This window comes from Kitasatospora sp. NPDC028055 (genome assembly GCF_040637885.1).
Classification (GTDB): Bacteria; Actinomycetota; Actinomycetes; order Streptomycetales; family Streptomycetaceae; genus Kitasatospora.
Genome location: NZ_JBEZXE010000016.1, coordinates 38764 through 60175, shown reverse-complemented (window position 1 = coordinate 60175; position 21412 = coordinate 38764). Strand labels below are relative to the sequence as shown.

The 21412-nt window shown below is 69.6% G+C and carries 14 protein-coding genes and 1 pseudogene; 3 read left to right on the top strand and 12 right to left on the bottom strand.

The features are described 5' to 3' along the window. Window positions 1–209 precede the first annotated feature (209 nt). Complete coding sequence (locus AB0F71_RS18525) at window positions 210–4718, bottom strand: AAA family ATPase (protein ID WP_360235053.1); 4509 nt, start codon at window positions 4716–4718, stop codon at window positions 210–212. A 107-nt stretch (window positions 4719–4825) separates the two neighbouring features. Between AB0F71_RS18525 and AB0F71_RS18520 the strand changes: the two genes are divergently transcribed. Continuing rightward, window positions 4826–5695 carry a hypothetical protein gene (locus AB0F71_RS18520; protein WP_360235051.1) on the top strand — a complete coding sequence of 290 codons (870 nt, stop codon included), beginning with the start codon at window positions 4826–4828 and terminating at the stop codon, window positions 5693–5695. A gap of 35 nt (window positions 5696–5730) precedes the next feature. Here AB0F71_RS18520 and AB0F71_RS18515 read toward each other — a convergent pair whose 3' ends face one another. Further along, window positions 5731–6045 (bottom strand): hypothetical protein, encoded by a 315-nt coding sequence (locus tag AB0F71_RS18515; protein WP_360235048.1) that lies wholly within the window; start codon window positions 6043–6045, stop codon window positions 5731–5733. Between the two features lie 119 nt (window positions 6046–6164). Between AB0F71_RS18515 and AB0F71_RS18510 the strand changes: the two genes are divergently transcribed. After that, a complete protein-coding gene (locus AB0F71_RS18510; RefSeq protein ID WP_360235045.1) occupies window positions 6165–6896 on the top strand; it encodes a hypothetical protein in 732 nt (243 codons plus the stop codon). Between the two features lie 599 nt (window positions 6897–7495). Here the strand turns inward: AB0F71_RS18510 and AB0F71_RS18505 are convergent. The 6 genes from AB0F71_RS18505 to AB0F71_RS18480 form a co-directional block, all read right to left on the bottom strand. Then, entirely contained in the window at window positions 7496–8773 is a 1278-nt protein-coding gene (locus AB0F71_RS18505) for a PKD domain-containing protein (protein ID WP_360235042.1), read from the bottom strand. Between the two features lie 87 nt (window positions 8774–8860). After that, on the bottom strand, window positions 8861–8986 hold the full coding sequence (locus AB0F71_RS18500; RefSeq protein WP_360235039.1) for a hypothetical protein: 126 nt from the start codon (window positions 8984–8986) through the stop codon (window positions 8861–8863). Window positions 8987–9351: 365 nt separating this feature from the next. Further along, on the bottom strand, window positions 9352–12681 hold the full coding sequence (locus AB0F71_RS18495; protein WP_360235036.1) for a NaeI family type II restriction endonuclease: 3330 nt from the start codon (window positions 12679–12681) through the stop codon (window positions 9352–9354). Beyond that, window positions 12671–13699 (bottom strand): MoxR family ATPase, encoded by a 1029-nt coding sequence (locus AB0F71_RS18490; protein ID WP_360235033.1) that lies wholly within the window; start codon window positions 13697–13699, stop codon window positions 12671–12673. Before AB0F71_RS18490 ends, AB0F71_RS18495 begins: the two co-directional genes overlap by 11 nt. Window positions 13700–13728: 29 nt before the next feature. Then, window positions 13729–15468: a trypsin-like peptidase domain-containing protein gene (locus tag AB0F71_RS18485; protein WP_360235030.1), complete on the bottom strand. Its 1740-nt coding sequence runs from the start codon at window positions 15466–15468 to the stop codon at window positions 13729–13731. Next, on the bottom strand, window positions 15468–15812 hold the full coding sequence (locus AB0F71_RS18480) for a CU044_2847 family protein (protein WP_360235027.1): 345 nt from the start codon (window positions 15810–15812) through the stop codon (window positions 15468–15470). Before AB0F71_RS18480 ends, AB0F71_RS18485 begins: the two co-directional genes overlap by 1 nt. 1469 nt (window positions 15813–17281) lie before the next feature. Here AB0F71_RS18480 and AB0F71_RS18475 point away from each other — a divergent pair. Further along, window positions 17282–17653 (top strand): hypothetical protein, encoded by a 372-nt coding sequence (locus tag AB0F71_RS18475; RefSeq protein WP_360235024.1) that lies wholly within the window; start codon window positions 17282–17284, stop codon window positions 17651–17653. Window positions 17654–17972: 319 nt separating this feature from the next. On the opposite strand, the gene AB0F71_RS18470 is transcribed toward AB0F71_RS18475, so the two are convergent. The 4 genes and pseudogenes from AB0F71_RS18470 to AB0F71_RS18455 all read right to left on the bottom strand — a co-directional run. Continuing rightward, complete coding sequence (locus AB0F71_RS18470) at window positions 17973–18470, bottom strand: hypothetical protein (protein ID WP_360235021.1); 498 nt, start codon at window positions 18468–18470, stop codon at window positions 17973–17975. A gap of 339 nt (window positions 18471–18809) precedes the next feature. Beyond that, the gene (locus tag AB0F71_RS18465) at window positions 18810–19970 is read right to left on the bottom strand and encodes a hypothetical protein (RefSeq protein ID WP_360235018.1); all 1161 of its coding nucleotides are present in this window, start codon (window positions 19968–19970) and stop codon (window positions 18810–18812) included. After that, a complete protein-coding gene (locus AB0F71_RS18460) occupies window positions 19970–20536 on the bottom strand; it encodes a ParA family protein (protein WP_360235252.1) in 567 nt (188 codons plus the stop codon). Before AB0F71_RS18460 ends, AB0F71_RS18465 begins: the two co-directional genes overlap by 1 nt. Window positions 20537–21224: 688 nt before the next feature. Then, window positions 21225–21393, bottom strand: a pseudogene (locus AB0F71_RS18455) (sigma factor); the annotation flags it as partial. Between the last annotated feature and the right edge of the window lie 19 nt (window positions 21394–21412).

The window sequence follows — 21412 nt, the reverse complement described above, 5'->3', positions numbered from 1 at the left end:
CCGTGCTGATGAGCAGACAGCACAGCTCAGATGTATCACTCTGCAGCGGTCTGTTCATAGTCAGATGCTTCACAGAGGGGAGGCGGGGCCGGTTGCCCTGGAGGATTCTTCAAGATGCGCATGAACCCGGCTGCCTGGATGTAGAGTTGGGAGATTAGTCCAGGCCTGCGCGGACGGGCTGGACACCTCTCGCGCGGCCTGAGCGCCCCTCACAGCAGCCCAGTGTCGACCGAGACGGTCGCCAGGCCCGCGGGGCCGTAGAGGTGGAGCACCGCGTCCTCGGCACCCCTGTCCACGGTGATGCCGTGGACAGGAGCACCCGTCAGGACGGTGTGGATGAGACCGCCCGTACGAGGGTTCCAGATCCCCACGCCGCCGGTGCCGCCGGAAACGAGCAGCGTTGGGCCGCCGGGGACGGACAGGCCCGTCATAGTGAACGTGTCCGGGGACTTCCACGCCGTGACCTGCGTCAGCGTGGTGACATCCCAGACACCGATGTCCGTTCCGTTCGAGACCGCCAGCAGCGGGCCGCTGGCGCCGGGCAGAGTGCACAGGACACTGCCGTGCCCGCCCTTGCAGTCCAAGCCGGACAGCGTGCCGGCGCGCCCTCCGGAAGCCACATCGATGAGCGCGAGATCCCGGCCGACGCCCGCCACGACCGCGATGTCGCCGGACGGGGAGGGAGGCAGGGCGCCGAGCAGACGGACAGCGGACTTGCTGCTGTCGGTGCTGAGCGGCACCGTCCTGGTCGCGGACCGCCCGTTCTCATGGTCCAGGACAACTGTGGTGAGGTCAGGGTCGCCGCCCGTGGCGGCCAGGGACACGGACACCGGCAGTCCCTCGGCGGTCCAGGCGACACACGAGGACAGGGCGGACTGGGACAGTTCCTTGCGGCTCGTCATCACCGACTGGCCCGACACGAGGTCCCAGATGGACAGGTCGCCGTTCGGGGCGCTGACTGCCACCCGGGCCCTGTCAGGGGCCAGCGGCAGGACCTGCCCGACAAGGCCGGTCCCGATCCGCTTCAGCAGGCGGCCCGTCGTCGCGCTGTGGATGTCCAGCCCGCTCCGCGTCGCGAGAACGAGGACGTCACCGCCCTGGGTCTCACCATCGACGGGCAGGGACGACCTGCACAGGGACCACGTGGGAGCACTCCGCTGGCGCTGGTCCAGCGAGGGGCCCCGGTACACCGACTCCGCCAGTCCGTCCTCGTAGAGCGGCCCGCCGGGCCCGGGGCCCCAGACCCGGATGCCCTCCGGGCCGGCCGACATGACCCGCGGCCCTGCCGGACCTTCCGCAACTGCGAGGGCATCCACGGACGACGTCTCGGCTTCGAATGTGCGGACTGCGCCGCCGTCGAGCCCCTGCATCACGATGCGGTTGCGTGCGACATAGGCGAACGCCGTTCCGTTGGCACCCGCAACCGCCTTGCTGCCGCCCTCTGCACTGGATGCCACCTGCTGGAGCGTGAAGGGGTTCCACACGCGCAGGGGCACCAGCGGATTGGGGGATTCGGCGATCAGGAGGTCGTCGCGGTCCGGGCGGGCGACACCCACCAGGCCCGAGACCTGGCTGCCTCCGAAGGAAGGGCTCACCGTCGCTGCCGACGCCGGATCCCACAGACGGATTCCTTCCCCGCCGCACACAGCGACCAGGGCCTTGCCGCTACCCGAGCGGACCACCGCCGTCAGTGACGGCTGCCAGCGGGCCGGCGCCCAGACCTGGCTGTGCCTCTGGGCGATCCCCTCGGGGAAGTCGGGAACCTCGAACAGCCTGCCCGCGCGCGGCCTCCACAGGAACGTGCCTTTGCGGGTCAGGATGAGCAGCTTCCACAGCGCCGGGCCATCCGCCAGGACATGCACATCGTAGGTTTGGGGAACCGGCGTCCGAGCGATGGGCTGTCCGGAGACCGGATCGAAGATCCGTACCTCGTGCTGGCCGGTGTCAGACTGCCCCGCTGTGACGAGGAAGGTGCGCCCGCCCGTGGCCATGATGGTGCACATGCGGTGGACTGTCCCCGTGGCCAGGTCCGCGACAGGCTGGCCCGTTCTGGCGTCCCAGACCCGGACGCCGCCGGCGTCGGCGGCCGAAGCTGCCAGTTGGCGCCCGTCCGACGTCGGCACCACGCACAGGGCCTTCGTCTGCCCCGGTGCAGGCGCCAGCACGTTCACGCGTGCTGCCCACCGTCCCCACAGCGGCCTTACCGGCAGCCCGGCCAAGGCGTCAGCCTGGAGACCGGCCTCTCCGCCCAGGCCTCGTACGGCACGGAGAAAGGCGATGCTGCCCAGACGCGAGGCGTAGTCCGTGGCCTCGACCGCGAACGGCTCGATCAGGGCCGCCGCCGTCAGGTTCTGCCGCTCGGGATCCCCCGCCGGGAGAGGCAGAGCGAGGCGGGCGCGCAGCGTTCCAGAAGACTCCTGGGCCAGGAGTGCCACCGGCACCTCGACGTCAGTCAGAACGCCGCCGGCGTCCGCATGGTGCAGCAAGTACCTTCGGACGTACGGATGCGCCGGGTGCGGCAGGGCCTGCTCCACCAGCTCCGCGAGTGCACGGACGATCGCGGAGTGCGCCGCCGCAAGCGTGTGCGGCCCGTCCGGGTGCTCTCCGCCGCCAGCTGCGGCCGCCGGTGCCAGCAGGACGCCGCCGCCGGCCAGCAGAAGGTCGGTCAGCCGCTGGTGCACAGGCCGGTACACGGCACGGGCATCCTCCTCGGCACTGGCCAGGTATCCGGTGAGCCGGCTGGACCGGAGGATGCGGATGGCGTGGTCGGCCGCATCGGCGTCGGTGAACCCGGGCCCGTACACCTCTGAGGCCAGTGCGACAGTGACTGCGGGCCAGACCTCCGCCCATGGCAGCCCGGCCCCCGGCGCGAACGCTGTCGCGCGCAGCGCGGCAACCAGAAGGCCGCTGTCCGCCCCCGCGGCGGAGGCCACGGCCTGGATGTCCTCACGCAGGAGCCCGGTGGTGCCGTCGGCGAGGCGCCTCAGCCAGCCGGTCTCGTCCAGGTCCTGGCACGTGTCTGCTGTCCTCAGCTGCTCGGCCGCGATCCGGGCGTCGAGGAAGGACGGCGCAACCGCCTGCGCGATGTGGCGTGCCGCCGTGTCCGCGGCCTCCGGCGCACCGTGGTACGGGCTGGTCCGCGGGGCGCTCAGCAGCGCGGCGGTATAGGCGGCGATGTCACTGGTGCAGTCCGGCCCGTCGGTGCGCAGGACCTGCAAAGGGACGCCTTCTGTACGCAGAGCGCTGTCAAGCCGCTGCAGCAGCTGGTCGGCCCGCTCGTCCCGCAGGGCCGTGTCCGACGCGTACCCACCGCTCGAAGGTGAGCTGCGGACACCCACTACGAGACGGACGGCCCGTTTCGTACCGCCAGCGGCGAGCCGGGACAGCGGGATGACGACATCGCCGACACAGGCCAGCGGATCCTCGGCCTCGTCCAGCGCGTCGATGACCACGCTGACGGTTCCAGCGGGCCCGGAGGCCCTGGTCGACAGCAGGCCGAGCAGGCTCTGCAGCGGAAGCTCGCCGCCGCTGGGAGCACCGCCGAGCGCGGCCAGCAGTTCTTCCACGACCACTCGCGCGGACTTGTTCCGGGCCAGGACCGCGACGTCGACCGCCCCGGGGTCCGGCCGCAGCCCGCTCGGGATGCCAGCCGCCACCGCCGCGTATCGCGGGTCGGCCGTGAAACCGGCGTCAGCCAGCGTCACCAGGCGAGCCAGAAGCGCAGATTTCCCAGAGCCGGCGGCTCCGGTGACCACGAGAACGCCGGCGCCCTCCCGGGTAAACGAGACCATGCGTGCCATCGGCTCGGCCCGCCCGCTGAAGTACCAGCCGGGATCGTCCTCCCCGGCCCGTCCCGAAGCCCGTTCCAGCCAGAACTCCTCAAGCGAGGCCGAGCCGAGGGCGAGCTGACGCAGAGCGGGACCGGCCGCACTCTGCACCGGGCGGAAACGCGGATTGGGCAGGCACGCGCTAGGGGCACCGCCGCGCGAATGAGGCACGATCCACTCGGCGCTGACCAGCGCCTTCTCCGTACCGTCCTCGTCCAGGCCGACCTGGTGCAGGAGCTGCTCGAACTCTGCGAACGACAGATGAGAGCCGGTGTAGCCGGAGGCTTCGTCGCACATCCGCTCGTAAGCCAAGGAGACGCGCCGGGTGAACGAACCCACCAGAGGCTTCTCATAATGGTCGCCGGCCGTGACGACGGCAGTCCCCTTGTGGCTGTGGCGTTCGTCCGAGAGATCCTGGAACATGCTGGCGAGTTCGGCGCGGAGCGTGCCGGAGTGGCATGAGTCAACGAGCACCATGACGTGCTCGGACTGACTGTCCAGGACTGCGGTGATGAGCTCGCTCGTCGGGAACCCGGTTGCCAGCAGCCGCTCTTCATCCGTCGCCGGAAGCATCAGGTAGTGGCGCTGTGCCAGGCGGCGCAGCCCGTGGCCGGTGACGTACACCACCACGGCTTCCTTGTAGGTCGCCGCTGCCAGCTTCTGGCCGTGCAGGAAAGCGCGCAAGTCGTCCACGGAACGCGGGGAGTGCTCTGCCCTCACAACCTCGAAGCGGCGGTCATCGCCGAGCTCGGGGTCAGCCAGCCAACCAGTGATCCGTTCCACCTGGGCGGCAACGGCCTCTGTGAAACCTTCCTGTCCGTCGTCGTAGTTGTCGACTGCGATGACAACCAGCCGCCTGCGGACGATGCCGTCCAGCTCTTCCGCGCTCAACCCCGTTCCCCCCTGTCCGGCCGACAGCCTAACCCGGCCTGTACCGGCCGCAGCTGCCTGGCTACGATCGGCCACCGACATGCCGGAGACAGCGGACAGGGGGAAGCGTGGACGCGCTGCAGATCGTCGGAGTGCACGGAATCAGGCAGGGAACGGGAGCGACCACGGCAGGTCTGAGCTCCAGCTGGCAGGCCACCGTCGACGGTGTGCTGGCCACCGTCCCGCCTGAAGCGCCCCGGGTCGCGGTGACCGTTCCCTCCTACCAGGCGGTCTTCCCGCGGACTCTGACCCGCTTCCTAAGGCTCGGCGCCCCGGAGACGGACTCCTTCTCGCAGGACGGGCCCATCGGCGAGGAGGAGGAAGCCTTCATCCTCGAGGCGCTCGCGGCTTATGCCCCCTCGGCCCTGGAGGACGACCCGTCCGAAGCCGGCATGACCCTCGGAGGGAGCTCCCTCACACCACGGATCGTGAGCAGGGTCCAGGCCGTGGACCGGAAAGTGGGCAAGGGCGTCACGAACCGCTTCCTGTGGCTCGTACGCGAGGCGTATACCTATCTGCGCCATGAGGAGACGGCTGACGCTGTACGCGCAGAAGTCGCCAAGGTCCTGGCACACACAGGTGCGCGAATGGTCATCGCCCACTCCCTCGGCAGTGTGGTGGCGTACGACCTGCTCAGCCGTGGCGAAGCTCCCGGAGTGGCCGCGCTTGTGACATGCGGGTCCCCGCTCAGCTGGCTCATCGGCCGCAAGGGGCTCCACCCGGGGGGCGAGCCGCTCACCGTCCCAGCCGGGGTGGAGTGGACGAACCTCTACGCGTCGAAGGACTTCGTGACCGGATGCGCCGGCCTGTCCCGACTGGCCGCCGGCATTGCGGACATCGAGGTGAAGACCGGGAGCTTCCCCTCATCCCACGATGTCCACCGCTACCTCGACACGTCGGCTGTGGCCAGCCTCATCGTCAAGAGAACTGCGGCCTGACAGGCAAGTCCGGTACGAGAGCCCCGGCACCGGCCTCAAGGCGGGACGCGTGAAGCCAACTGCGGTGCTTCACGAAGCGCGACAGCTTGGCGGTCCCAGTCCGACCGGGGCCGCGGGCTGCTGGCTTCGTTCACGTGGAGTCGCAGCGTTCGATCAGCGGTTTGGCCCATGCTCCGCCGCTCGGAGCGGCGGGCCCGGTCGTCGCACTCGGCCGTCAGCTGCTCGGCGAGGAAGCCGCGGTAGGTCATCTGGTCCTGCGCAGCGCGGTCGGCGGTACCGGCGAACTCGTTGCGGATCGACAGCAGCCGCAGCAGGCAGAAGGCGGTGCCGACGGCCGTGGTGGCGGCCATGCTCCGCGGGGCCTCGCTGGCGGAGCCGGTCGGGCACGGCACTGATCGCTCCGCAAGACCAGGTGCCCGATCAACAATTAAGTATCACCGGTCGGTTCAGGACTGATAGCGTCCCGGACGTGGCAAAGCTGAACCAGATCATCGCCGTTGAAAAGGGCGTCAAGTCCAAGTCCTTCCAGGAGCTGACGCAGGCCCACCAGGACCTGCAGAAGCCTGCGCTGCTGGCCGGGATCTCCCGGACCTACCAGCCCAAGGACGAGGAGGGCGAGCAGCTGCCGCCGGAGTCGACCCGTGTGCAGCTGAAGGCCGAGGACATCCTGCGGTCCACCGCGAACACCCTCACCCGGCTCTTCGACGTGACGGCCACCAAGGACTGGGCCAACATCCGCGCCAGCGCAGACGTGGTGGTGGACGGCCAGGTACTCCTCACCCAGGTGCCGGTGCCGTACCTGCTCTTCTTGGAGAAGCAGCTCACCGACCTGGCCACCTTCGTGAAGAAGCTCCCGGTGCTGGACGCCTCCGAGTCCTGGAACCTCGACCCGTCCACCGACTCCTGGAAGACCGAGCCGGTGCGCACCATCCGGACCAAGAAGGTGCCGCGCAACCACGTCAAGGCCGAGGCCACCGAGAAGCACCCGGCCCAGGTCGAGGTCTACTACGAGGACATCGCGGTCGGCTACTGGACCACGGTCAAGTTCTCGGGCGCGCTGCCGGCCCGCCGGGTGAACGAGCTCGCCGAGCGGGTGGAGAAGCTCCAGCAGGCGGTCAAGTTCGCCCGCGAGGAGGCCAACGCCGTCGAGGTCACCGACCAGCGGGTGGGCGACGCGGTCTTCGGCTACCTGTTCCGGTAGCCTCACGATCACCCGCCCGGGGAGCCGGGCGGGTGCACCGAGTGCGCAGATCCGCCCTGGGAGACCGGGCGGGTGCGCTGCACGGTGCGAAAGCTGACACTGACGTTGAAGCTGACCAGGGGTCACAGTGGAGGTTCGAATCCTCCCCCCGGCACCACCGGCCGGGGTAGCCCAAGCCAGGCAGAGGCAGGCCCCGTGAATCTCAGACTCTCGCTCCAGTCTCAGCATTCGCCGCCGAACACCGGATCGACCGGGTGCGGACGAATATCGACGAATGCAGGTTCAAGTCCTGTCTGTGCCGCTCCGTGGCACGGTAGTTCAAAGGTAGAACGCGTCGATTTCAAGCTGATCCGCGACCCTTAAACGTGCCGGTGTGCGCAATTGGGCGGCAAACAGGGGCCCGGGAGCTGGCTACGCTCCCGGGTCCTCTTACGTTCTCCGCGTCGTAGCGCTCGCGCGGGACGGCGGAAGGTGTGGCATTCGGCGGTTGCGGACCTCGGCCTCCCGTCGGTCCGTCGGCCCGTCGGCCCCTCGGCGCGGCGTCAGGAGGCGAGCCGCTGGGGGTGGTCGTCGCTACGACACCGCCTGACAATGCGCTACTAGGGGACGATCGGAGCGGGCGGCACGACCTGCACCGTGTCGCTACTGGTGGTGGTGTCGCCGTTCTGCTCGGTGGCGACGACCGTGAGCTGATAGGAACCCGCGGTCTGGTAGGTGTGCTCGACCGCGAGCTGCGTGGTCGTCACGGCCGGAGTTCCGTCACCGAAGTCAAGGGAGTAGGGGACGACCGGCGACCAGGTCTCCTGGTCGCGGATTGAGAAGGTGGCCGGCGCCCCGGCTGGAACCTTCTGAGGCTGGCCCTGGACCGAGATCCAGCGGGACGAGGTCGTGAACTCGAACGCGCCCCGGTCGTAGACCTTGGAACCGGTACCGGTGTTGGGGACGTAGGGGTCGTCGATCCGCTGGTAGCCGTAGAGGTCGGTGCTGAGCTCCCCGGGTGCGTCGGCATCGGCCGAGTCGATGGCGGGGGAGTTGGAGCCGATGGGGAGTTGCGTGTCGACGTTCCCGCTGTAGTGCGCTTCGGCCGTGAGGTCGTGGGCGCCCTGCTGCGGGACGGACTTGGTGAAATCGGCCGCGGTGGCATGACTGGTGCCTGCCCAGCTGTAGATCGGCCCGTTGGCAAAGGGTTCGGCCAGGTTGTAGTCGGCGACGGTGCCCGGTACCGAGCCGGTGGAGACGGAGAGCTTGGCCGTGCTCTGGTCCGGGGAGCATGCAGGGGCGTTCCGGCCGGTGTCGAAGGCGGTGGCGAGGACGTTGTTCTCGACCACGGCCCTGGACGAGTCGCCCAGCAGGCCGATGGCCGGGCCGCAGACCGAGCTGACGGTGTTGCTCGTGATCACCGTCCCCGGGGCGTCGGTGACCCGGATGCCGGCGCCGCCCGCCTGGTTGTCCACGGCGTTGGTGGTGAGCACGGCGCCGGTCGCACCCGCGTCGACGGCGACGGTGGTGTGGGGCCTGCCCCTGATGATGTTTCGGCTGATCGTGGTGGCCTGGGTCGTCCCGCCGAGGTGGACGCCGACGGTCTGCGGGCCGGACGGTGTTCCGCCGCCCATGATGTTGCCGTCCAGGGTCACCTGCTGGGTGTCGGCCAGCTGGACGGATCCGAGAGCGCCCCCGATGCCGAAACCCGTGATCGTGACGTCGTGGACGCCGTTGAGGACGAAGCCGTAGTCCGGGTTCGTGCCGCCCGGGTTGACGCCGACGACCGGAAGTGTCCTGAGGCCGTTGCGAATGCTGCCGCCCCGAACGGTGATCGGCTTGCCCGGCTCTCCCGAGCGGCTGAGCGTGACCTGCTCGCGGTACTTCGCCGCGGCCACCTGAACGGTCTGGCCGGGCCGCGCGGTGTCGACGGCGGCCTGGACGGAGCAGAACGGCGCGGCCTGGGAGCCGCCGCCCGTGTCAGTTCAGTCCGCGGCCGGGTTGACGAAGAGCGTGGCGCCGTCTGCGGCCGCGGAAACGGGGGCGGACAGACCGGCCCCAAGCGCGGTGACGGTGGCGATGGCAAGGCCGGCGAGATGACGTTGGCGCACGGAAGACCCCCCCTGTAGACCGGATGCTGAAGGCTGCCCGCGCATGCGGCAGGAAGCCGGGCACATCATCCTCTCGATCTTCATACCTGTCACTTCGCCCCGTGGCGACTGCCCGCTGCAGTCCACCCACGCCACCGCCATCCGAGCCGGCGACTACGTCTGCGCCGGCCCCTTGCCCCCAGCTCGTCAACTACAGCATCGAGTGGTACGCCGAGGTCGCCTGCGACGGCTTCGGTCCCAAGTGAGTCGACACCTCGCTGGAGCGGGCGGATACGGACGGCGACTGCTCCACCCTCTCGGCTGCGCGGGCCGCTCGGACCTCCCGGCGGGCGTCGCATCGGGACTCTCACGCTGTTCGAGCCCTGTCACGTGAAGCTCTGCCGACCGTCGAGCCTGGGAATGGTCACCACCGGGTCGCCAAGGTGGGCGACGGTCCAGAGCACACCGTCCAACTCGACCGAGGGCTGGGTGGCGTGGTGTGGCGTGACCGGGGTGAGACGAGCGCTGACCCACTCGGACTGATCGGGGACGGGCAGCCCCAGACGTTCGGCAAGGCGCTTCTGCAGACTGCCGATGACAACGATGCCCTCGTCGCGAAGGCGCACACGAGCATCGCGTACCCGCTTTGGGTAGTCACCCTGTTGTGCGACGGTCTGCAGGCAGTTGGCATCGAGGGGGCGGCGTTGGACCCGTCGGAACAGTTCGAGTATCCGGGACACGGCGGAACCGGCATGCATGACGGCCTCTCGGTCCTCCGGCGGCATGTGCAGGAGGATGTTCTCCTTGAGCGGCATGTCGCGCCACAACCATCGCACGCCCGACCGAGCCCAGGGCGCCAAGGTCGACTTGCCGTCCCGGTTCTGGAGGCTGCTCAGGTACTGGGAGTCCGCACGAATCAGTCCCGCACTCCATCGGGAGGTCTGATCGTCGGCCCAGATCAGGAGGCACACGCGGCCCGTCGTTTCGTGAGGGAACAACCAGCTTCCCTGTCTCTGGCTGAACTTGCAGTCGACCTCGACGCCCGCGATCTCGTAGTCCATCACATTGCCGTCGTTGAACGGGAAAGCGTGTTGGACATTGATCTCCACGCGGGTGCCGAGATACACCTTCTCCACCTTGCTCACAGCTGCCAGGTCGAAGCGACCGGTCCGGGCACCGTCAAGCACCTCGTCGATGCTTTCCCGCAGAGCACGGCCCATCCGGGAACCGTCCGGATCCGCGGCCAACATGGCGCGTTCGACCGCGTCGAGTTCCAGGTCATTGCCTCGCATGCTCGCGAGCTTCCTCATGACCTCGCTGGCGCTGCTCGGTCGATCCAGGGGATCGAAGGCGAGGAGCTGTGTGACGAGTGCGTCGAACTCCGGGGATATGCCTGACCGGATCTTCGGGTGAGGTGACGAGACTCGGTGCGCCCAAGCGTTTCGTAGGTGTCGGGAACCGGTGATCGGTGGCCTGCCTGTTGCCATGGCATGGAGCAGGCAGCCGAGTGAATACAGGTCGCTGCGATTGTCGCCGACTCCGGCGAACAGGCTTTCCGGTGATCGATAGGGGGCGGCCGGGCCGGACAGGACCAGCAGGTCGGGTTCGACCGCACCGGTGTCGGGAGTGGACAGGCCATGGGCGCCCATGCCGGGATCGAAGACCAGGAGTCCGCTGTTACGCCGCGAGGCGATGGTGGACGGGCTGAGGTCCAGGTGGGCCAGGCCGTGGAGGTGAAGTCGATCGAGCATGCCTGCGAGCTCCATGGCGAGGCCGCGAACGGCTTCCCAAGGCATGGGACCCGATCCGATCAGCGGTCGCCCGAGAGGCGCACCTGCGGCGGGCAGGGTCACCAGGTAGGGACGGCCATTGTGGAATCCCCAGCCGTGGACCGGTACCAGCCCGGGAATGTCGGACCCGGCCAGTCGGCGCGCGTCGGCGAGGAAGCCCTGCCGTTTCGGCCAGCTTTCCAGCGGCAGGCCGAAGAGCTTGAGACCGACCTCCTTGCCCTCCTTCTCATCGGTCGCCGACCAGATGTCCGCCGCCGGGCCGGACAGTGCGATCTCGCGCAGCCGGTAGCGTCCGTCGACGAGCGTGTCGGGGGCGTCGGCCTGCGCAGCCCGGCTCTCGGCCGGGCCGGCCGGGGCGGCCGGGGCGCCGCCCAGCCGTCGCAGGGTCTCTTCGGTCACCGCCGTCACAGGCTCTCCGTTCGAGCGGCCTTCCGCACCGGCGATCCCGATGCCCGGCACGACAACGGGAAGCTCCCCGGGCCGGGACCCGGCGTGACGTCGGATGACCTCGCCGATGCGTGCGGCTTCCGAACGCGGCAGCATCCGCAGCAGGACTTCCTGCACACCCGGGCGAAAGACGTATCGTCCCGCCTCCGCGGGAGAGCCGGCCTCCGTCGTCAGCATGCCGCTGAGCACGACCTCGGCCAGGTGCTGCGGTTCCGGCCGTACTTCGGTGGCGGCCTGGACCAGCCGCATCACCGGCAGGCTCGTCCCGCCGGCTGCCAGGTGCCCGGCGAGCCGGAGTGCCTGTGGTGAGGCATGGGCACGGAAGTTGAGGACCAGCCGCTCCGGCTCGAGGGAACGGGGGTCGACGTCCTCGGCAGGCTCCGGCACAGGGGCCGACAGGTCGGGGGGCAACGCTGCGGCCACCCCCGGTACGCCGGTGCCGGGCGCTCCTGCCACGAGTTCCGCCCAGTGTCCGAACCACCGGGCGGACGGTTCCAGTATCGGCAGTGGCATCCCGGCAGGAGTGTGTCCGGGTCCGTCGAACGCCGTGAACCGCAGGGCGGAGTTCGGGCTGGCGGGGCCACGTGCCGTCAGCAGCCCTGCGGCACCGCGCAGCGCCGTGCGTCGCCACAGGCGCTCCGGGAGGGGTTGGACGACTGCCACCGGCATGGAACGCGCCCAACGGTGCAGAGTCCGGTACCACCTCTCGGCCGACTCCGAACCGACATGCCACGCAGGCCCGCTGCAGTCACTGAGGACCAGCGTGACGGTGCGCCCGGCCGACGGGGGCAGAGAGGCCGGACCCCGGCCGGACGGCCGGTGCAGCCGTCCGTCGGCCGCTAGGTCGAGAAGACTGATCCTCTCGAAGGCGCCGGTCTGTTCGAACGTGCGCTGCAACTCCCCCAGGAGCGGTCGCCAGATCGGCATGGTCGGCCCGGCGTCGAACACGAGGTACAGGGTGAGCCAGCGTTCAGTCCTCGGACGCAGTACCGGCAGCCATGCGCCCGGCCGCGCGTTGTGGTGGGCGATCCGGTGAGCCGTACCCAGCTCGTCCAGCTCCAGGCCCCGTCGTGAGGGCACCCGGCGCCGCAGCGGGCGCAGGGCACGCTGGAGCCCGAGCGGGTGCGCCAGCATGGGCGGCAGGGGTGCCGACAACAGGGCGTGCGCACGGTCACCCTCCGAAGCCTCGTCGGTCTGGTGGAGAAGCAGACGGTCCTCGTGCACTGACGCGTGCGGAGGCATGGAACCGCTCCGGTGTTCTCCGACGGACGGGACGGCGTCGGACGTCGCGGCGACCGCTTCGTCCGGCGCGACCGCCGAGGTCCCGTCCGGGGTCTCGCCCGTGGGAGTACGACAGCGGCTCGCCAACCAGATCGTCTCGGCGAGCTCCGGCGCGGTCGCCCGGCGACCGCCCGCCCGGTCGAGGACCTCGAGCAGACGCCCCAGATCGGACGGTGGCTGAGCCGGATCAGAAGTCATGGAACTCCGTCACCGGGCCGAGGTGGACCAGGACGGCCTTGGCCAGGTCCTCACGGGACTCGGCGGGCAGGCCCGGGACGCGCGCGAGATAGATGGCATTGAGCAGTTGGTCGGTGGCGAGCTCTCCGACGCTGTTCTGCTCCAGGAACGACGCGATCATCTCTTCCGTCCCCGGGTCGAGGTCCCCGAGGTGGGCCCGCACGATGTTCTCCAGGTGCTCCCGTTCCGGCCTTCGGAGATGGAGGCGGACACACCGGCGAAGGAACGCGGGCGGGAACTCCCGCTCTCCGTTGCTGGTGAGGACGATGAAGGGGAAGGCGCGGCAGCGGACCCGACCCTCGGCAATGGTGACCCGGTCATCGCTGTCCGAGGCCATCAGCCGCGCCGTGGGGGCCTGCCGGGCGGCGCGGACCAGCTCCGGGATCTCGTACTGGCCCTCCTCCAGGACGTTGAGCAGGTCGTTCGGCAGGTCGAGGTCGCTCTTGTCGATCTCGTCGATGAGCAGCACACGCGGCCGTTCATACGGGAGCAGGGCCGTCCCCAGCGGTCCCAGCCGCAGATGGTCCTCGACAGTGTTGCCCGCCGGGGCGCCAGCGGGTTCGTCCCGCCCTCCGTTCCCCGCCTCCCTGCTGGCGGCGAGGAGGCGGGCCATCGGATCGTACTGGTACAGGCCGTCCTGGAGGACGGTGCGGCTGGTGATGTTCCAGCGGAGCACCGGCCCCAGCTTCAACTCCCTGGCCACGGCGTAGGGCAGCGACGACTTGCCGCTGCCGGGCGGCCCGGTGATCAACAGCGGCCTGCGCAGGACCAGTGCGGCGTTGACCATTTCGACGCTCTGCGGTGTCGCCTGGTAGGTGGCAGCCCGGTGCTCCCGGTCCGGCGATGCGGCCCCGTTCGGTTCCAGCGGGAGCGGCAGCGGCGGGCCACCGTTGAAGGTCCGCCACGGCGGCGGATCGGGCAACCGGGCCATGCCGTCGTGCGGCTCTTCCGTACCGGTGTACACGGGCCAGATGGACATTGCCGTTCTCCAGGTCGCTCGGCTGCCGGTCAACTGATCGGTGACTGCTGATAGACGGGTGTCTCCGGGAACCACCGCGGGTCGTCCCAGACGAGGGCCAGCCCTGAGGCCCAGTGCGGGTCGGTGTCATCGGCCAGGTACGCCTCGCGCCGCAGTTGGTGGACGTGGCGGGGAAGGTCCGACGCGGACAGTGCCGTCAGTCGTTCCACGAGTGAGTCGAGGAAGTCACCACCACTGCACGAGTGCCCTGCCGGACCGTTCTGCGCCTCCTCTCCGGCGCAGCCTGTCCGCGGCCAGACGAGGACCGGGATCGCCGCGTTGAGGCCTGCGTGCAGCAGTCCACGGGCTGGGCCGGTGTCGGGAGGAGCTCCGTATCCCACCGCAGCCTGCGTGCCTTCGAGCCGGACCTTGAGCTTGGCGGGGTTCTGGGGAGTGCCGCACTCGACCCGGTACCAGTCGGTGCCGGACCGGCCGTCGAGGCCCTCCCACGCCTTCCCGAGTTTGTACCGGAGCCTGGCCTCCCGTCGCCGGCCGAGATCCAGCAGCACGACCGGGGAGGAGCAACCCAACGGAGTCGGGTCGTCCGGGCTGGTGTGCCACTGGTCGACGGGCTCTCCCAGCCAGTCCCTCGGCAGTGCGAAGGCGATCAGCTCTTCTCCGCCGTGGTCGATCTGCCGGAACGCGGCGTCGAGGCGTTCCCTCACGTAGCCCTGAACACCTCGGTGGGCGACGGTGTCACTTGCCACCAACTGCGCGCACCCGTCAGTGATTGCGAAGATCGAGACGACGAAGGCATCACGATCGGATCCGCTGCGCTCGACCTCGACCAGGATCGGGGACCACCTGGGACCGTTGCCCGGCACCGGCGACATCGGTTTCCTCGCCGCCCAGCCGGGCCCGTTGTCTCCAGCCCAGGCGCGCAGGGCACGCCCGACGACCGGGTCCTTGGCATGGTCGGCGATCCTGACAGCGAAGACCGACCAGGGCGCGGTGCCCTGAGCCGGTGCGACTTCGGTGAGCAGGAACCAGGCCACGTCCCACAAGGACCGGAAGCCTCCGACGGGCGGGGGCGGCGCCAGCACGCCCACGGCGTTTCGATACTCGCGTTCCGGATCGCAATCGGCCTCGCACCTCCGGAGGAGGTCACGCAGCCGCACCAGCTCCTGCCTGGGACGGTCGGGGACCGGAACCAGGTCGGCCGCACCGGGCCAGTACCGGACCAGTGCCCGGGAGGGAAGCATCCTCCCGCCGCCGCCGTTCTGGTACCTGGCGGTGACCATACCGATGACCTCGCCCGTGTCCTCCCGCACCACCGCAGCGCCGCTGAAGCCCTCCTCCAACGGCTGGCCGTGGCCACTCCAAGCCTCGAGCTGGATCCACTCGCCCGCGACCAGCTGGTCACTGGTGACCCTGAACTCGCCGAGGATCCCTTCGTCGAAACCCCGGGGGAATCCGTAGGCAGTCAGCTTGACCGAATCCGGAGCAACGGATGCGTCGACTGCGGCGAACCTGGCCGGTGCGACTCTGACCGGCTCGGCGAGCTCCAGCACGGCGAGATCGCCCTGGTCACGGGCCCTTCCGTCCCAGTCGGCTCCGACGACGACCGAGGCCTCGAGGCCACCGAGGTCGGGGTACTGCGCCAACCGGATCTCGGCGCGGGCCTCGCCTGCTACGACGTGCGCACACGTGATCACGTGACGGTCGGTGACCAGGAACCCGGAGCCGACACGGCCAGCCCGAACCTGCACCTGCCAGGACTGCGAACCCATCAGCCGGCGGAGGAGCCCCCGTCGGCGCCCGGCTTCCAACTGAGCTTCACTACGAGATGCCCCTCCACCGCGGTCTTGGCGATGACAGCGCCGGCCTCCGCGGAGAGCTTCACCCCGAACTCGATCTCGACGGTGTCGGGCTTGAGACTGCCGTCCCGAAACACACGAAGCGCGGACTCGGCGGCAGTGTGGATGCTCTCCAGCGCGCCGTCGAAGGTCTGCTTGGCCTGCCGGACGACGTCATCCGCGCGGCCGACGCGCCGAGCGCCGCTGCTGTTGTCCTCCTCGACCGCGACCACGATGAAAGCACCGCTGTCCGTCTTGAACTCGACCAACTCGTCCACAAGTCCCCCACGCCCCGCCCGAACCGACGACACCATCCTATGACTGGTCCACTGTGCTTCTTCAGGTGGGCAGCCACCCAATGACTTAAGGACCCTGGGGCCACGCGCGCGTCCGGGGGACCTGTGCTCCTCTCGGGTGGGGAGGAAGCCTGACCTCGACGCCCAGAACGTCGAACTCGTTGCTGACCCCCTCCTGTGCCTGGCCGCGGACCCGTCCGCCCACTGCCGCACGCACGCCCTCGGTCTCGTCACCGAAGTCGCCCGGCACGAGCACTGGGGACGGCACCCGCGGGGCCTTTCTCACAGTGGCCAACCCCGGCTGGTGGTGCGACCTCGGGGGCTTTGCGATGAACTGGTCCATCGAAGCCTCCCGCAACGCCGTCACCGCCGACGTCGACCTGCTCCTCCCCCTCCTCCACGACCCGGACCCGGAGGTCCGCGTCCACGCCTGCTGCGCCCTGGCCACCGCGACCGCTGGCGCCGACCGCATCACGGACGGCCCCCCGCACCCGCCTGGCCACCGAGCCGGCCCCCGAGGTCCGCGCGAGCCTCGTCCTGGCCGTCGCCGAGCTCGCCCGCGAGCACGCCGGTGCCCACCGCACCGCAGCCTGGCTCAAAGCCCTGTGGTCCGGCTCCGCGCAGCCCGCCGACATCCGCGTGCCTGCCGCTCTGGCCTGGCTGTGCCTCGTGGACGGCCCCGCCCCCGAAGGCCCGCGCACCGTGCTCGGCACCCTCGTCACCGCCGGCCTGGCCCGCGCCTCGACACCGTGCCGTGGATCGGGCACGTCCGCCACAGGAACGGGCTCGCGGAGACCGTCCGGCAGATGCTGAACGACGCGTCGCCGGGCCGCCACCTGACGCTGCCGCTCTGACGCCTGACCGACGGACAGGTACCGCGGCCGCCCCGCGCGGAAGTGTCGTGCCAACGTCGGGTCAACGTCGTGGCCTGCCCGCCCGTCGCGCAGCGAGGATGAGTGCCCAGCGGAACTGCCTGACCGAAGGCGTACGTCATGCAGGTCCGACCGGGGCCAGAAGCGCGTGTCCCGCCGTGGTGGCCGCACCCCTTCTCAGGGGTGGGGTCGCACCAGGAAGCACGTCCACCGCAACCTGATCCGACTCCGATCTCCGTGCACGGAGGTGACACCACGGGCCGGCACCGGCCCGGACACCTATCCGATCCTTCCTGCCCGACCGCGCAACCAACCAGAGTCCGGCGAACGGAGCCTGTTTCCGGATCAAGGACGCGCAGAACCCTCGGAAGCATCACCAGTCCTGACCGCGACACCCCCCGACCTCCGGTCCGGGCGACACGACCACGCCTCCGGCGGGGACCACGACCGCGACACGATCCAGGTCTGCCCAAGGCCTGCAAGCGCGCGGACCTTCGGCACCGACCCGATCCACCGCGGCTGAGAGCCGTTGCGCCCGCAGCCGCTGACCGCCCGTACCGACCAGCAAGGGAGACAGGCATGCGCATCAGGAAGACCCTCGCCGCTCTGGCCATCGCCACCGCGGCGACCGTAGGCGCCGGCGTCGCGACCGCTGGCACCGCGTCCGCCTCCGACAGCGGCTCCGACAGCGCCACCAGCTCCACGGGCGCCTGGTACCAGGTCTACGCGAACGGCCCGACCGTCGGGTGGTTCGTCACGCCGGGCAACACCGACGAACGGTTCTGGCTGACGGCCGGGGACACCTGCGGGCACACGTACAGCTGGAACTGGAACGACGTGACCGAGTCCCAGTGGAACAACGCGCACTGGCAGTTCCAGTGCAACCTGTCGTGGGCGCACCTGTACCCGACGAACAACGGCAGCCAGTCCGGCCGTACCGTCTCGCGCTGATCCACGGCGCGCACACCGTCCCGACGCCCAGTGCTCTGACGGGCGGGTTAACGCCCGGCCCAGGGCCGGGTGGCCCCCACTCGGGTACGGCGGAGCCCCACCGCCGAAGGCCGAGGGTGGTGGGGCTCCGCGCCGCGCAGGAACACGTCGGCCAGGGATCCCGGCTGCTGACGATCGGGCGGACTGGCTTCGTTCACGTGACGTAGCAGCGAGTAGTCAGTGGTTTGGGCAGCAGTTGGCGATCTCGAGTGTTGCGGATGTCCACCAGAAATGACGTCACCCGACGGCGAACAGGGGTGATCTGCGCTTCGGCCGGTGATCAGAGCTGGTTGGCGATCCGTCCGCCGAGCCGTTCGAGGAACTCCTGCAAGCTCGTCGCGACGACATCGAAGTCGTCGAACCAGGAAGCCGTGGCAGACTTCCAGATCTGCCCGCTGCCGCCGATCGCGAACAGGTGGCCGCCGCCATCGCTGGCGAATACCAGTGCGATCCACTCGCCCTCGATCGGCGCAGGGCCGTACTCGCGGAAGTGTCCCGCCACTGTTGCGGGTGAGTGGATGAAGTATCCGCTGTCGACATCAGGCAGGGAAGCTTCGCTGATCACCCAGTAGAGCGTGGTCAGATCGGAGGGGATCGGCGTCAGGTCCACGAGCGCGCTCGTCGCCTGGTGGCTGTCGTCGGTTGCGGGTGTCACGGCGTTGTCGCCGGGCGGGAAGCCGTGCGTCGTGAGGAACGACTGCATCAGCTTCGTCAGCGCCGCATCGGCCTGCTCCCGCCAGGATCGGACCCACTCTGCGTCAAGCCGCTCACCTGGCACATTTCCCCCTCAAATGCGTGTCTGGCCCGCCAGCGCGAGTCCGGAAGAACATAGCCGAAGGCGTTGACGGCTCTCCGCCCAGAGGGCGGAAGCCGTCAGGTGGGCGCCCGTGGAGGTCAGCCGGCCTTGGCGGGTGCTTCGGTCCGCGCCCGGGTCTCGACGTCCATCTACGAGGCCAAGCGGCACCAGTGGTCCTTCAGCGATTCCTGTCTCTATGACGCCGATCGACGGGACCGCGCCTGCCCGGATGCGGTGCTTCGGTCACCAAGGAGCCGAAGGTAGAAAGCCGCTGCCCCCCTTCCCGCCTGATCAGGCGAGAAGGGGGGCACCTAGGCCGTGTCAGCTGCTGGTCGTCAGCAGACGGTTGGCGAGTGCGTCGGCGAGGCGGTAGGCCTCGTCGGCCGAGAGGGTGCGGCAGATGGCGTCCGCCAGTTCCTCGACGTTGTGCCAGTCGACGTGGCTGAGTCCGGCGTCCGGGACAGTCGTCGTCGGCTGCTCGTCCGACGGGGCGACCGCCCGCTGCTCCGGCATCGGGAGCAGCTCGGAATTTTCCGCGGAAAATCGGTCGGCGCTCGGAGCCGACTCAGGGCTTGACAGCGGAGCGGGGGAAGCAGGCTCCGGCCGGTTGGCAGCAGGTGTCGGCGTGACCACCTCGGCGACCGGGCGAGCGGCGGGTGCAGCGGGCTCAGGAGCCGGGGGCTGCTGAACCCCAGGCTGAGGAGCCGGTGCGGCAGCGGGAGCCTTGGCCGCCGCCTTGGCCTCCAGCTTCGCCGCGCGCCTGGCCGTCACCGCATCGGCGTCGGCCTGGAGCAGCCGCTCCAGCTCCGCGGTCTGTTCGGCCAGGGACATCGCCTCGATGCCCTTCACCGAACCCAGGCGGCGGGCGACGTTGATGGAGATGCCCTCCTCGCCGCGTGCCTTGGCCCGCACCTGGCGCTGCAGCTCGGGGTCGAGCTTCAGCAGGTTCTTACGGTGCGAGATCCAGCTCTGGGACCAGCCCTCCGCCTCGGCGGCCTCCTTGGCGGTCGGGTACTGCGACACGATGAGCAGGACCGCGTTGGCCTCCTCGATCGGGTCGAAGTCCTTGCGCGCCATGTTCTCGTCGAGCGCCGCCCGCAGCAGGGTCGCCTTGGACTCCGCCACCGAGTCGTCGACGACGACCAGCAACTGCTCGCGCCCGTACTGCTGCGCGGCGGCCCGACGGCGGTTCCCGTTGACGATGACCACGTGGTCCGGGCCCGCGCCCAGCACCTGCCGGTCCTCCGGCCACAGCCGCAGGTAGGCGGCGGGGGTGACGGCGAGGCAGCTCTGGAGCTGGCGGTCCTTGATGCTCGCCAGGTCGGAGAGGTCGCCCAGCTCGTCACGCGGGTTGCGCGGGTTGGGGAGGCAGTGGGCGGTGGGGATCCAGCGGGCCGGGGCGTCGCCGGCACTGTCCACGCCCGGGGCGTCGACGACCGCGTCGGCGGCCATCGAGGCGAAGGAGACACGACGGCCTGCCATCAGCGACCCCCGTAACCGAGCTCGAGGGAGAGGCGGAAGAAGTCCTCGCGGGCCCGGTAGGCCGTCCCGCTCTCCTTGTACTGGGTGACGACCGTTCCCTCGGCCACCGCCCGGGAGTGGATCTTGTACCGGCGCAGGACGGTCTTGGCGCGCGGCCATCCCCGTGCGGCGATGTACGCCTCGGTGTCCTCGAGGTCGGCGCGCCCGTCGCGCGGGTCCCAATTGTTGACGACGACCCGGTAGGGGATGCCCATCGGCTCGATGACCTTCTGGATGGTCCGCGCGGTGGGGTCGAAGCACAGCGGCTCGGTGATCATCGGGACCAGGACGTCGTCCGCGATCTCCAGCGCCCGGCGCAGGATCTCCTCATCGGCGAGGGTGCCCGGCGTGTCGATGAAGATGTGCTCGTACTCGTCCTTCGCGCCGAGGACGTCGAACGTGCAGGCCGCCAGGTTGACCGTGGTGGTGGTCTTGCCGACGCCGCCCTTCTGGTTGGCGATCACATGGATCTTCGCGCCGGTCTTCTTGAGGTGGACCAGCTGTTCTGCGTGGTCGTGCGCCGCCATGAAGTCGAAGGGCAGGTTGTCCCCGACCCGCTCGGCCCAGACGACCGCTGACCCCTGGGGGTCGGTGGACACGACAAGCACAGATGGCTTCATGATGTTCCGTTCTCTCCGTGGGCTTCCCGGGCGGCGTTCGCCCGGTACTTCGGAATGCCCGCCGCTCAAAGCCGTGGGCGGCGGACTGGGACAGCATTCCAGATGATCGACTCGGAACCTCACACGACCCGCGTGTGTTGGAGCACAACCGGCGACGCCGCAGACCTGGTTTCCCGGAGAAGCGCGGCTGTTTTGCCTGGTGGCCTTCCCGAATCATCGGCTTCCGATGTACGGCGATGCCTGGCAGTGGAGGGGGGAATGGGCGGACGAGTGCACTGGCACGCGATTGTGACGGGGAGGTACGGCGTTCGCGAAGTCTTCGATTCCCAATGGATACGGAGACGTGAGGATTCGGGGCGCGAGTGGTCCGGTGCCCTGGGTCGGTGCGCTATGGCACGATGACCGGTGTCGTTTGACAGCTCAACAGGTTGGCGTCGGCCAGCCGCTTACGTTCGGCTCGGCAAGCATCGTCAAGAAGTTGCAAAGGCGTTGCATCGTTGCACGCAGAGCTGTTCCGGAAAGAGAACTTGATCAAGTCGGTCCGGTGACGCAGCCCGGGAGCGTCAGCGGCCCGAACTCTTCCGGAAGAGATCCGCGCCGCGGTCGCCCGCGAGGCCCGGCGGTGGCGCCGGCTGCTGCGCACCTGGTTGCTCGCGGTGTGGGTGGCGATGCCGAGCAGCCATGGCCGGAGCGAGCCTCCGTTGGCGACGATCCTGTCGCGAAGGCGCCACGCCTCCATGAAGGTGGTGGCTGACGTCCTCGGCAGCCGGACGGAAGGCGTGT

Coding starts and splice junctions, on each gene's coding strand:
- AB0F71_RS18515 (WP_360235048.1), bottom strand. CDS start 6,045: ATGGCCGCCACCACGGCCGTCGGCACCGCCTTCTGCCTGCTGCGGCTG.
- AB0F71_RS18495 (WP_360235036.1), bottom strand. CDS start 12,681: ATGACTTCTGATCCGGCTCAGCCACCGTCCGATCTGGGGCGTCTGCTC.
- AB0F71_RS18485 (WP_360235030.1), bottom strand. CDS start 15,468: ATGGGTTCGCAGTCCTGGCAGGTGCAGGTTCGGGCTGGCCGTGTCGGC.
- AB0F71_RS18460 (WP_360235252.1), bottom strand. CDS start 20,536: ATGGCGGCGCACGACCACGCAGAACAGCTGGTCCACCTCAAGAAGACC.
- AB0F71_RS18490 (WP_360235033.1), bottom strand. CDS start 13,699: ATGTCCATCTGGCCCGTGTACACCGGTACGGAAGAGCCGCACGACGGC.
- AB0F71_RS18475 (WP_360235024.1), top strand. CDS start 17,282: ATGCGCATCAGGAAGACCCTCGCCGCTCTGGCCATCGCCACCGCGGCG.
- AB0F71_RS18465 (WP_360235018.1), bottom strand. CDS start 19,970: ATGGCAGGCCGTCGTGTCTCCTTCGCCTCGATGGCCGCCGACGCGGTC.